The organism is Ramlibacter sp. (assembly GCF_050250995.1).
Taxonomy (GTDB): domain Bacteria; phylum Pseudomonadota; class Gammaproteobacteria; order Burkholderiales; family Burkholderiaceae_C; genus Ramlibacter.
Map to the genome: position 1 here is coordinate 30,035 of NZ_JBFWNP010000035.1, position 12,486 is coordinate 42,520.

Below are 12,486 nucleotides of genomic sequence, written 5' to 3' on the forward strand. Positions count from 1 at the left end.
GCGTCGCCCTTCGGCGCTACTTCACCGCCTCCCCCAAGCGCCCCACGCCCTCCTCGATCTTCGCCACGTCCGCCGTGGCGAAAGACAGCCGCAGCGTGCTCGGGTCCGCGTCCTTCGCATAGAAGGGCGCGCCCGGCACGAACGCCACGCCCTTCTCGATGGCGCGCTTCGCGAATTCCCCGGCGTCCTTCACGCGCCCGCCCGCACCCGTCAGGCGCGCCCAGAAGAACAGGCCGCCCTGCGGTTGCGTGAACTCGATCGCATCGCCCAGCTCGCGCTTGAGTGCGCGGCCCATCGTTGCCGCGCGCTCCGCATAGACGCGTCGCACATTCGCCAGGGTCGCGGGCATGCGCCCGGACTTCAGGTACTGCGCCGCCGTCGCCTGCGCGAACGTGCTCGTGTGGGCGTCGCTGAACTGCTTGCACATCGTCGCCTTCGCGAGCAACTCGGGTTGCGCGACCATCCAGCCCACGCGCAGGCCGGGGGACAGCACCTTCGACATCGAGCCGCAATGCGCGATCCATTCGCGGCTGCCGGGCACGTCCGCGCTCAGCGCGAGGATGCTCGGCGGCGGCGCCTCGCCGAAATACAGGTCGCCATAGGGATCGTCCTCGACGATCAGGGTCTGGTACTTCACCGCGAGATCGAGGATCCTGCGCCTGCGCTCCAGGTTCAGCAGCGCGCCGCTCGGGTTGCCGAAGGTGGGGATCAGGTAGACGAACTTCGGCTTGTGCGCCCGGATCAACTCTTCCAGCCGGTCCACCTGCACGCCGTCGGCATCGATGGGCGCGCTCACGAGGTCCGCGCCGTAGAGGCGGAAGCACTGGATGGTGGCCAGGAAGGTCGGGCCTTCGACGATCACCTTGTCACCGGGGCTGATCATCGTCTTGCCCAGCAGGTCGAGCGCCTGCTGGCTGCCCGTCGTCACGATGAGGCCCTGCGGATCGATGTCGCGCACGCCTTTGGACTTCATGAACCCGGCGAGCTGCGCGCGCAGCGGATCGTAGCCTTCGGTGGCGCCGTACTGCAGCGCGCCGCCGGGCTCGTCGCGCAGCGCCGCCTGCGAAGCTTCGCGCAGCCCTTCCACGTCGAACATGGCGCTGTCGGGGAAGCCGCCGGCGAAGCTGATGATGCCGGGCTTGCCGAGGAGCTTGAAGAGCTCCCGGATCGCGGAGGTTTCGACGTTGTCGAGGCGGGTGGCGAATTGGAGGGGCATCTCCGAATGGTAGCCGGGTCCGAGTCGTCTCCCGCGGCCGGCGGATGACGCTACTGCGTCGTCAGCCGGCCGTCGCGCGTGACCATCGCCAGGTCGACGTACTTGCTGCCGTGCTGGGCGCCGGGTGCGAAGGTGACCTTGTAGCCGCCCAGGTCGAAGGTGCCGAGATTGGACAGCGCTTCGAGCAGCGTCTGCGCGTTCACGGGCTTCTTCGCGCGCCGGATGCCCTCGACCAGCACGCGCGCGCCGAAGCACGCCTCGAGCTGCGTCGTGTTCATCGGCTTGCCGGTGAGCGCCTCCACCGCCTTCGCGCATTCGCGCACCGCGGGCAGCGCCGACGTCGGCGACGGCACCACCTGTGCAATGGACACGCCCGAGCCCGCCGTGCCGGCCGCCTTGATGAACTGGTCGGCGCCCACGAACGACAGGCTCGACGTGGGCACCATGCGGCCCATGGCCACGAGTTCCTTCTGCAAGGCGGCGGCCGCGCCCGACAGCGTGGTGTTGATCACGAGCTGGGGCTGCTGGGACACGAGCTTTTCCGCTTCGGCCTTGCCGACGACCGCGTTGCGCTTCAGGGCGAGCGCCTGCGGCGCCAGGTTGATCTTCTTCAGGTATGCGACGACCACGCCCAGGTTTTCGCGCCCGACCTCGTCGTCGTAATGCACGACGCTCACACGCTTGAAGCCGAGGCTCGTCCAGAAATTGAGCATCTTCTCCATCTCTTCGCCGTAGGACGCGCGCATGGTGAAGAGCACGGGGTTGTTGACCCGCACCGGATTCGCGCCGGAGAACGGCGCGAAGAACGGCACGCTCTTCGCAGTCGCCTGCGGAATCGCGTCGAGGCTCAGCGTCGCGGAGGCATAGCCGAAGAGCGCGAGCAGATCCTTCCGCTCCAGCAAGTCCTTGGCATTCGCGCCGGCCGTCTTGCGGTCGTTCTTGTCGTCGAGCGTCACCAGCTCCACCGGCCGGCCCTGCACGCCGCCGCGCGAGTTGACCACCGCGAACCAGGCGTTCGCGCCGTTGCGGATGTCGTTGCCGAACACGGCGTTGCCGCCCGTGAGCGGGGCGGACTGGCCGATGATCCACTTGTCCTGCGCCTGCGCGGCGCACGTCGCGGCCAGCACCGCGGCCAGCGCAAGAAACTTCAACTTCATCGCTCTCACTTCGTCCTCCACCCAAGGCACATACGACGGCTCAAGGTTAAGTCCACCGAAGGGGCTTGCCGCCGGCGCGTCGTGCTCGTTTACCCTAGTCGGGTGCGGGGCACCGCCACTCTCCCCAGGAGTAGTAAATCCAATAAACAACTTAAACGTAGTAAACTGGAAAAACCACCAATCAGGAGTGTGCCGTGTACCCCGTCGATACCCCGCAGCAACTGCGGTTCGTCCTGCGCTCGCTGCGGCAATCGCGCGGTCTCACGCAGGCGCAGCTGGGCGAGCGCATGGGCGTGTCGCAAAAGCGCATCGCGCGCATCGAGGGCGCCCCGGAGGTCACGAGCTACGACCAGATCGCCCGCATCGTCAACGTGCTCGGCTACCGGCTCGTCGCCATCGAGTCCGGCCCGCCCCAGGCGAGGGAGCCCACCGCTTGGTGAGCGCCGCCCGCCAGCGCGAGCTCGCCGTGTGGGCCAACGGCGAGCGCGTCGGCACGTGGACGGTCGACGCGGGCACGCACGTGCTCGCCTACGACCCCGGGTGGATCGCCGCGCCGCATGGCCGGCCGCTGTCGCACTCGCTGCCCTTCGGCACGGGCAACGCCGCCCACCGGGGCGCGGCGGTGCGCGACTATTTCGAGAACCTGCTGCCCGACAACGACACGATCCGCCAGCGAGTCCAGCGGCAGTTCGGCACGCCCGACACCTCCGCCTTCAGCCTGCTGCGCGCGGTCGGGCGCGATTGCGTCGGCGCGATCCAGCTCCTGCCGCCCGGCGAGGCGCCGCCCGATGTGAAGCGGATCGAGGCGCGGCCGCTCACCGACGCGCAGGTCGCGCAGGCGATCGAGGCCATGCTCGACGGCGGCTTCGAGAATGCGGCCGATGTCGTCGGCCCGTTTCGCATCTCCATCGCCGGCGCGCAGGAGAAGACCGCGCTGCTGCGCCACGAAGGACGCTGGTGCGCGCCCCTGGGCGGCACGCCCACGACGCACATCCTCAAGCTCCCGCTGGGGCTGGTGGGCAACCTGCGCTACGACATGAGCGCCTCCGTCGAGAACGAATGGCTTTGCGCGACGATCCTTCGCGCCTGCGGCCTTCCCGTCGCGACGGCCGAGATCGCGACCTTCGGCCGCCACCGCGTCCTCGCCGTCGAGCGGTTCGACCGCGCGCTGCAACACCACGCCGTCCCCTGGCTGGCCCGCCTGCCGCAAGAGGACTTCTGCCAGGCGCTCGGCCTGTCGCCAGCGCGCAAGTACGAGTCGGATGGCGGCCCGGGCATCGACGCGATCTTCCGCCTGCTCGACCTGAGCACGCGCGCGGACGCCGACAAGCTCACCTTCCTGAAGTCGCAACTGCTCTTCTGGATGCTCGCCGCCGTCGACGGCCACGCGAAGAACTTCTCCCTGGCCATCGAGCCCGGCGGGCGCTTCCACCTCACGCCGCTCTACGACGTGCTGTCGGCCTGGCCCATCGTCGGCAATGGGGCGCACATGATCCACTTCCGGCGGCTGCGCCTCGCGATGGCCGTGCGCGGCCAGAACGCGCACTACCACGTGCATCAGGTCCAGGCCCGCCACTGGGATGCGCTGGCGAGGCGCTACGTGGGTGCGGGGGCGTTCGACGAACTCATCGTGCTGGCCCTGGGCATGCCGCATGCGCTGGAACAGGTCGAAAGCGCCCTGCCCGAAGCATTTCCGCGCCGGGTCTTCGACACCATCCGCAACGGCACGCTGCGCATGGCGAAGGTGTTCCTCGACGGCGTCTGAAGCTAGAAGCCCGCCGCCAGCCCGTCGCGGCGCGAGTCGGACGCGACCACGTAGCCCTCTTTCGCCGGATCGCCCATGCGCCAGATGAACTGGCCCGCGCCGAAGTCCTGGTAGCTGTCGTCGATCACGTCGATCTTGTGACCGCGGCGAGACAGTTCCTCGATCGTCGCCTTGTTCATCTGCGCCTCGACGTTGATCTCCAGCCCGGAATTGAAGCGCCAGCGCGGCGCATCGCACGCGGCCTGCGGATTCTGGGCGAAGTCGATCATGCGCACGAGCGTCTGCATGTGCCCCTGCGGCTGCATGTTGCCGCCCATCACGCCAAAGCTCATGACCGGCTGGCCGTCTTTCGTGAGGAACGCGGGAATGATCGTGTGGAAGGGTCGCTTGCCCGGCGCCACCTGGTTCGCGCCGGGCTTCAGGCTGAAGTTGTGGCCGCGGTTCTGCAGGCTGATGCCGAAGGTGGGCTCGACCACGCCCGAGCCGAAGCCCATGTAGTTGCTCTGGATGTAGCTCACCATCATGCCGCTCTCGTCGGCCGCGGTGAGGTAGATCGTGCCGCCCTTGACAGGGTTGCCCGCCTGGAAATTCTGCGCGCGCTTCATGTCGATCAGCTTCGCGCGGCTCGCGAGGTAGGCGTCGTCGAGCATCTGCTCGGTGGTCACCTCCATGGCCGAGCGTTCGCCGACAAATTTGTAGGTGTCGGCGAAGGCGAGTTTCATCGCCTCGATCTGCAGATGCTGGAAATCGGCGCCGTCGATCTTGTGCGACGCGATGTCGAGATGACTCAGGATGCCCAGCGCCGCCAGCGCGGCGATGCCCTGCCCGTTCGGCGGGATCTCGTGCAGGGTGTAGCCCCGGTAGTCCTTCGAGATCGGCTCGACCCATTCGGGCTTGAACGCGGCGAGATCCTTCGCCGTCATGCTGCCGTTGTTCTCGCGTGCGAAGCGCTCGATGGCCTGCGCGATCTCGCCGCCGTAGAAGGCCGTGCCCTTCGTCTGCGCGATCAGCTTCAGCGCGCGCGCGGCCGCCGGGAAGCGGAACAGCTCGCCGACCTCGGGCGCGCGGCCCCAGGGCAGGTAGCTTTGCGCGAAGCCGGGCTCGTTGCGCAGTTCGGGCGTGGCAGCCGCCCACTTCTGCTGCACGACCACGGGCAACAGGTAGCCGCGCTCGGCGATCTCGATGGCGGGCTCCAGCAGGTCGGCGAAAGGCAGCTTGCCGAATCGCTCGGACAAGGCCACCCAGCCCGCCACGGCGCCGGGCACCGAGGCCGAATCGAAGCCGCGCTTCGGCGGCGTGGCGGCGTTGTCGCCGTACTTCTTGCGGAAGTACTCGGGCGTCCACGCGGCCGGCGCGGGGCCGGACGAATTCAGGCCGTGAAGTTCCTTGCCGTCCCACAGGATCGCGAACGAGTCGCTCCCCAGCCCGTTGCTCACCGGCTCGCAGATCGTCATGGCCGCCGCGCAGGCGATGGCCGCGTCGACCGCATTGCCGCCCTTCCACAGCATGCGCAGGCCCGCCTGCGAGGCGAGCGGATGCGAAGTCGACACCGCATTGCGCGCGAAGACGGGGATGCGGGTGGTGGGATAGGGATTGTGGAAATCGAACTTCATGCCCCCGATTATGGACAAGGGGCGGGGCCGTTAGCATCCGGCCCCATGAAGCAAAAAGACGTCGAGCCCTTCTTCGCCACGCTGCGCGCGGCCAACCCGCTGCCGGCGAGCGAGCTGGAATACACGAGCGTGTTCGAGCTGCTCGCGGCGGTCCTGCTGTCCGCGCAGGCCACCGACGCCGGCGTGAACAAGGCGACGCGGCGGCTCTTCCCCGTCGCGAACACGCCGCGTGCGATCCTGGCGCTGGGGCAGGACGGGCTGGAGAGTTACATCAAGACCATCGGCCTGTACCGCATGAAGGCGAAGCATCTTCTGGAGGCCTGCCGCATCCTCGTGGACGAGCATGGCGGGCAGGTGCCGCGCAGCCGCGAGGCGCTGCAGGCGCTGCCGGGAGTCGGGCGCAAGACCGCGAACGTCGTGCTCAACGTCGCCTTCGGCGAGCCCACCATGGCGGTCGACACGCACATCTTCCGCGTGAGCAACCGGACCGGACTCGCGCCGGGCAAGGATCCGCTCGAAGTCGAGCTGGGGCTCGTCGAACGCATCCCCGCCGAATACATGCAGGATGCTCATCATTGGCTCATCCTGCACGGGCGCTACGTCTGCGTGGCCCGAACGCCGAAGTGCTGGCAATGCGCGGTGACCCGGTACTGCGCGTTCTCGTCGAAAACGCCACCGCCCGGGCAATAGGTCACACCGCAGGCTCGGCAGTTACGGAAGAATCGGGGCGATGCCCTCCGCCCTCGTCATCGACGACGACCCCCCGCAGCGCGCGATGGCGGTGTACACGCTGCGCAAGGCCGGCTACAACGTGCATGAGGCGGGCGACGGCGAAAGCGGCCTTGCAAAAGTGCGCGAGCTGCGGCCCGACGCGGTCGTGTGCGACGTGATGATGCCGCGCATGAACGGCTACCAGGTTGTCGCGGCCATACGCAAGGACGCCTCGATCGCAAGCACGCTCGTGATCATGCTCACGAGCATGGGCGAGCGCGGGCAGGTGCGACTGGGCATGACATCCGGCGCGGACGACTACCTCGTGAAGCCGTGCAAGCAGCACGAGCTGCTCGAAGCGATCGAGGCCGCGGCCAACCGGCGGCATGCGCAGCAGTCCGCGGTGCTGCAGACCCTGCGCGACGAGGGCGAACTGGCGCCCGAGGCGAAAGTGGCGGGCCCGCAGCTGCACTACCGCGCGGCGACGCTGCTGCTGGCGAACCTTTTCGAGGCGCTGCCGAACGGCGCCGTGGGCCGCGGCGCGAGTCCCGAGCAGGCGGCCCGCGTGCTCGAGTCCGCGCGGGACACGCTTTTTCTCTTCGGTGCGACGCAGGTGCTGCCCTATGGCCGCGACCTCCTGGCGATCTTCAGCGCGGAGCGCGACGATCATTCCGTTCGCGCGGCGGCGCGGGCTGCACGCGCCGCATTCAAGCTGGAGTCGTCGATGGAGCGCGCGCTCCACATGCGCTCGGGCGCAGGCGGCGTCGGCCTCACCGTCGCGTTGCACTGCGGCGACCTCAGCCTCGTGCGAATGCAGGACGTGCTGCATGGCGACGCCGGCATGGCGCCGGTGCCGAGCCCCCCGCTTCACTTCGCTTGCATGCTGCGCGACTTCGCGCAGTCGCAGGGCTGGAGGGTCGCGGCCACCGTCTCCGCGCTCGCCGACGTGCCGCCCGACGTGGCGGTGGTGGCGCAGCGCGCGGCACTGGCCGAGCGGCACGTGGCGGAGCTGCACGCGCCGCCGCCCTTCGCGCGATCGGGCTGATCGTTCCCGGCGACAATGGACCCCGCGACTTCACAGGGCCATCATGGAAAACAACGAAATCGAGGAAACGCTGAGCCTGCACACGCAGAGCATCCAGGGCCTTGTCGACAACCAGCTCCTGCTGGCCGCGCAGGTGCAGGTCCTGCAGGCCGCGCTCGCCACGATGCTCCTGCACCACCCGGACCGCCCGACGCTGCTGCGCACCTTCAAGGGCTACATGAAGATCTCGAAGGAATCGACCCCGCAACTCGCCAAGCACATGGCGGCCCTCGAAGGCGGCATGCTCGCCCTGCTCGGCGAAGGCACCGAGCCCAAGAATTAATTGGGGTCAGATTCCAATTAAATGCCGCGCCAGCCGCCGCCCAGGGACTGGATCAGCGAGACCGAGGCGATCTGGCGATCGATTTGCGCCTGGATGTAGGCGCGGCGTGCGTTCGCGGCGCTGACTTGCGCCGTCACGACTTCGGTGTAGCCGACCTGGCCTGCGCGGTAGCGGTTCATCACCTGCTGTTCGACCAGTTCCGACGCCTGCCATGCGCGCTGACGCAGCGACTGCTGCTGCTCCAGGACGCGCAGCGCGACGAGCTGGTTTTCGACATCCTGGAACGCCGTCAGCACGGTCTGACGATAGCGGGCCGAGGTCTCTTCGAGCGCGGCGCGCGACTGCTGCACCTGCGCGCGCGTGGCGCCCGCATCGAACAGCGTCTGCGCGAGCGACGCGCCGATCGACCACACCAGCGCCGACGCACTGAACAGATCGCCGAAGCTGGCCGCGGCCAGGCCCACCGTGCCGGACAGCCGAATGCTCGGATAGAAGCCCGCGCGCGCGATGCCGATGCGCGCATTCGCCTGCTGCACGCGCCGCTCCGCCCCCGCGATGTCGGGGCGGCGCTGCAGGATCGTCGAGGGCACTTCGGGCGGAATCGCGGGCGTCTTCAACGCCACCTTGGGATCGGGCGGCAGGCTGAAATTCGACGGCGCACGGCCGATCAGCACCGCGATCGCATGTTCGAGCTGCGCCCGCTGCCGCTCGAGCGTCAACAGCTCGGCCTGCGCGTTCGCGACCTGCGACTCGGCCTGCAGCATGTCGGTGCGCGCGACCACGCCGACGTTGTAGCGGTTGGTCGCGATCTCGAGCGAGCGCCGGTAGGCCGCGAGCGTCTCGGCCTGCATCGCGCGCTGGATGTCCATCTCGCGCAGGCCGAAGTAGTTCACCGCCAGCTCGCCCTGCGCGGCGAGCTTCGCCGCCGCGAGGTCCGCGCTGCTCGCTTCCTCGCCCAGCCGCGCATTCTGCACACCCAGGCGCAGGCGGCCGAACACGTCGGGCTCCCAGCTTGCGCCGATGCCGACCTGGTAGCTGCCGCGCGACGGCCCGTCGCCGCTGCCGCTGCGGTTGCCGCTCGTGTCGAGCGACACGCGCGGAAAGAGCGACGCGCGCTGCTCCGCCGTGATCGCACGCGCCTGCGCATACGCGGCGACGGCCGCCGCCACGTTCTGGTTGCTCACCTCGACGCGCGAGGCGAGATCGTTCAGCACGGGGTCGTCGAACAACTCCCACCACGGTCCGCGCTCCAGCGTGTCGGCGGGTCGCGCGGGTTCCCACACGCCATTGCCTTCCTTGAACGCGATGGGCGTTTCGACCGCCGGCACTTCATAGGTCGGCGCGAGATTCGTCGCGCAGCCGGCGAGCACGAGGGCCGCGGCCAGCACGGCGAGACGGAGAGGATTTGGTTTCATGTCGGTTGCGCCGCGTGCCGGCCCAGCTGGTTTTCGAGCGGACTGCGCCGGCGCAGCTTGTCGAGCAGGAGGTAGACCACGGGCGTGGTGATCAGCGTGAGGAACTGGCTCGCGATGAGCCCGCCCACGATCGCGATGCCCAGCGGCTTGCGCAGCTCGGCGCCCTCGCCGAAGCCGATGGCGAGCGGCAACGCGCCGAGAATGGCGGCGAGGGTCGTCATGAGGATGGGGCGGAAGCGCAGCAGCGACGCCTCGCGCACCGCCTGATACGCCGTCAGCCCGCGCGAGCGCTCCGCATCGAGCGCGAAGTCGATGATCAGGATCGCATTCTTCTTCACGATGCCGATCAGCAGGAACAGCCCGATCAGCGCCATGATCGAGAACTCCATCTTGAACAGCATCAGCGCGAGCACGGCGCCGACGCCGGCCGCCGGCAGCGTCGAGAGCACCGTGACCGGATGGATCAGGCTCTCGTACAGGATGCCCAGCACGATGTAGATGACAACGATGGCCGCGAGGATCAGCAAGGGCTGCTCGTTCTGCGACTCCTGCGCCGCGCGCGCCGTCCCCTGGAAGCTGCCGCGCACGTTGTTGGGCAAGCCGATCTCGGCCTCGGCCTGTTTCACCGCCGCGCGCGCCTCGTCGAGATTGGCGCCCTCGGCAAGATTGAACGAGATGGTGGTCGCCAGCTCCGCGTCCTGGTGGCTGACAGAGCTCGCGGTCGGGCGCTCGTAGAACTTCGCGATGGCCGACAGCGGCACCATGGCCTTCGCCGATGCGCTGACCGCCGTCCCGCTCGATGCATCCCTCAGCGAGGGATTGATCGAGACGCCCGGCGCTGCGGTGGCGGCCGCGGTCGACGTGGAGGCCGAAGCGGACGACGACGTCACGGTCCCCGACACGTTCTTCGCCGGCACGTAGATGTCGCGCAGCGCCTCGGGGCTGCGGATGTAGCGCGGCGCCACCTGCATGATCACGCGGTACTGGTTCAGCTCCTCGTAGATCGTCGCGACCTGCCGCTGGCCGAACGCGTTGTACAGCGCGTTGTCGATGTCGCGCGAGCTGATGCCCATGCGCGCCGCGCTGTCGCGGTCGACCTCCACCATCGTCTCCACGCCGTTTTCCTGCTGGTCGGTGTCCACGTCGGTCAAGGCATCCTGCTGCTTCATCTGCTCCGACAGGCGCGTGGCCCAGCGGCGCAGGTCGGCGACGTTGTCGCTCTTGAGCGTGTACTGGTAGGTGCTGTTGCTCTGCCGCCCGCCCATGCGCACGTCCTGCACCGGGTTCAGGAAGAGGCTGATGCCCGTGACCTGCGCGAGCTGCGGGCGCAGCCGGGCGATGACGGCCTGCCCCTTCTCGCCGCCCTCGCCCGTGCGCTTGAGGCTGACAGACAGGAAGCCGCCGCCGGCGCGTCCGCCGCCGGTGAAGCCGACGACCGTGTCCACCGCCGGATCGGCGCGGATGATGTCCACCAGCTCGCGCAGCTTGGCCTGCATCATCTGGAACGAGATGCTCTGGTCGGCACGCAGGCCGCCGTTGAGCTGCCGGGTGTCCTGCTGCGGAAAGAAGCCCTTGGGGATCTTCACGAACAGGTAGACGTTGAGGCCGATCACGGCGAGCATGATCGCCATCACGAGCCAGCGCGCCGACAGCGCCCAGTCGAGCGACACCTCGTACGCCTTGTGGACGCGGGTGAAGCCGGCCTCGAACCAGCGCCCGATGCGCCCCGGCCTGCGCTCGTGCGCATCGGCGCGCAACAGCCACGCGCACATCATCGGCGTGGTGGTCAGCGAGATCAGCAGCGAGATCATCACCGCCGCCGACAGCGTGATCGCGAACTCGCGGAACATGCGGCCCATCTGCCCGCCCATCAGCAGCAGCGGGATGAAGACGGCGATGAGCGACAGGCTGATCGACAGCACGGTGAAACCGACCTCGCGCGCGCCGAGCAGCGCGGCCTGGAAGCGGTCCATGCCCGCCTCGATATGGCGGCTCGTGTTCTCCAGCACGACGATCGCATCGTCGACGACGAAGCCGGTCGCGACCGTCAGCGCCATCAGGCTGATGTTGTTGAGCGAGAAACCCAGCAGCCACATCACGCCGAAGGTGCCGAGCAGCGACACGACCGTCGCCACCGCCGGGATGATCGTCGCGCGCGTGCTGCGCAGGAACGCGCTTACCACCAGCACGACTAGGATCACGGCGATCACCAGCGTGATCTCCACCTCGTGCAGCGATGCGCGGATGGAGTGCGTGCGGTCGGAGGCGACCTGCAGCTTCACGTCCTTCGGCAGCTGGTCCTGCAACTCGGGCAGCAGCTTGCGCACGCCGTCGACCGTGTTGATGACGTTCGCGCCGGGCTGCAGGGTAATGAGCACCACGACGGCGGGCTGACCGTTGAACAGGCCCAGCGTGTTGATGTTCTCGACGCTGTCGGTGACCTCGGCGACGTCGGCCAGGCGCACCGCCGCGCCGTCGCGCCACGCGACGACGAGGCCGCGGTAGTCCGACGCCGTCTTGCCGTTGTTGGCCATGCCGCTGCCGGTGTAGATCTGCAGGCGCCGGCCTTCGATGTCGATGTCGCCCTTGGGCCGGTTCGCCGCGCCGGACTGCAGGGCGGCGCGCACGTCCTCCATCGCGATGCCGTAGCGGTTGAGCGCGAAGGGCACGAGCTCCACCCGCACCGCGGGCTGCGAGCCGCCGCCGAGCTCGACGTCGCCCACGCCAGGGACCTGCGCGACCTTCTGCTGCACGATGTTCGAGACGGCGTCGTAGATCTGGCCGGGCGTGCGCGTGGGCGAAGTCAGCGCGAGGATCATCACCGGCGCGGCGGCGGGGTTGGCCTTGCGGTAGGTCGGGTTGCTGCGCAGCGTGGACGGCAGGTCGGCGCGCGACGCGTTGATGGCGGCCTGGACTTCCCGCGCAGCCGCGTCGATGTCCCGCTTCAGGTCGAACTGCAGCGAGATGCGCGCGCTGCCGTTGCCGCTGTTCGACGTCATCTCGTTGACGCCCGCGATGACGCCCAACCTGCGTTCGAGCGGCGTCGCGACGCTCGACGCCATCGTCTGCGGCGAAGCGCCGGGCAGGCTCGCCGAGACGCTGATCGCCGGGAAATCGACGTTGGGCAGCGATGCGACCGGCAGCTTGAAGAAGGCGGCAATGCCCGCGAGCGCGATCCACACCGTGAGAAGCACGGTGCCGACCGGGCGGCGGACAAAGGGGGCGGAAAGGTTCATGCGCTC

Annotated in this window: 10 protein-coding genes; 5 read left to right on the top strand and 5 right to left on the bottom strand. The window is 68.7% G+C overall.

Translation table 11 applies throughout. The features are described 5' to 3' along the window. Positions 1–16 precede the first annotated feature (16 nt). The gene (locus AB7E83_RS19640; protein WP_428572480.1) at positions 17–1,216 is read right to left on the bottom strand and encodes a PLP-dependent aminotransferase family protein; all 1,200 of its coding nucleotides are present in this window, start codon (positions 1,214–1,216) and stop codon (positions 17–19) included. Positions 1,217–1,266: 50 nt separating this feature from the next. Then, a complete protein-coding gene (locus tag AB7E83_RS19645) occupies positions 1,267–2,373 on the bottom strand; it encodes an ABC transporter substrate-binding protein (RefSeq protein WP_428572481.1) in 1,107 nt (368 codons plus the stop codon). Between the two features lie 194 nt (positions 2,374–2,567). On the opposite strand from AB7E83_RS19645, the gene AB7E83_RS19650 reads away from it, so the two are divergent. Both AB7E83_RS19650 and AB7E83_RS19655 read left to right on the top strand, forming a co-directional pair. Then, on the top strand, positions 2,568–2,813 hold the full coding sequence (locus AB7E83_RS19650; RefSeq protein ID WP_428572482.1) for a helix-turn-helix domain-containing protein: 246 nt from the start codon (positions 2,568–2,570) through the stop codon (positions 2,811–2,813). Further along, on the top strand, positions 2,807–4,138 hold the full coding sequence (locus AB7E83_RS19655) for a type II toxin-antitoxin system HipA family toxin (RefSeq protein WP_428572483.1): 1,332 nt from the start codon (positions 2,807–2,809) through the stop codon (positions 4,136–4,138). Before AB7E83_RS19650 ends, AB7E83_RS19655 begins: the two co-directional genes overlap by 7 nt. 2 nt (positions 4,139–4,140) lie before the next feature. Here the strand turns inward: AB7E83_RS19655 and AB7E83_RS19660 are convergent, their stop codons facing one another. Beyond that, positions 4,141–5,751, bottom strand: a complete 1,611-nt coding sequence (locus tag AB7E83_RS19660) for a gamma-glutamyltransferase family protein (RefSeq protein ID WP_428572484.1) — start codon at positions 5,749–5,751, stop codon at positions 4,141–4,143. A 45-nt stretch (positions 5,752–5,796) separates the two neighbouring features. Between AB7E83_RS19660 and nth the strand changes: the two genes are divergently transcribed. From nth to AB7E83_RS19675, 3 genes are read left to right on the top strand one after another with little or no spacing between them, the layout of a single operon-like run. Continuing rightward, entirely contained in the window at positions 5,797–6,441 is a 645-nt protein-coding gene (gene nth / locus AB7E83_RS19665) for an endonuclease III (protein WP_428572485.1), read from the top strand. 40 nt (positions 6,442–6,481) lie between these two features. Beyond that, positions 6,482–7,507 (top strand): response regulator transcription factor, encoded by a 1,026-nt coding sequence (locus AB7E83_RS19670; protein ID WP_428572486.1) that lies wholly within the window; start codon positions 6,482–6,484, stop codon positions 7,505–7,507. Positions 7,508–7,550: 43 nt separating this feature from the next. Next, entirely contained in the window at positions 7,551–7,829 is a 279-nt protein-coding gene (locus AB7E83_RS19675) for a hypothetical protein (protein WP_428572487.1), read from the top strand. A 17-nt stretch (positions 7,830–7,846) separates the two neighbouring features. Here the strand turns inward: AB7E83_RS19675 and AB7E83_RS19680 are convergent, their stop codons facing one another. Beyond that, positions 7,847–9,244 carry an efflux transporter outer membrane subunit gene (locus AB7E83_RS19680; protein ID WP_428572489.1) on the bottom strand — a complete coding sequence of 466 codons (1,398 nt, stop codon included), beginning with the start codon at positions 9,242–9,244 and terminating at the stop codon, positions 7,847–7,849. After that, positions 9,241–12,480, bottom strand: a complete 3,240-nt coding sequence (locus tag AB7E83_RS19685; RefSeq protein ID WP_428572490.1) for an efflux RND transporter permease subunit — start codon at positions 12,478–12,480, stop codon at positions 9,241–9,243. Before AB7E83_RS19685 ends, AB7E83_RS19680 begins: the two co-directional genes overlap by 4 nt. Positions 12,481–12,486 lie beyond the last annotated feature (6 nt).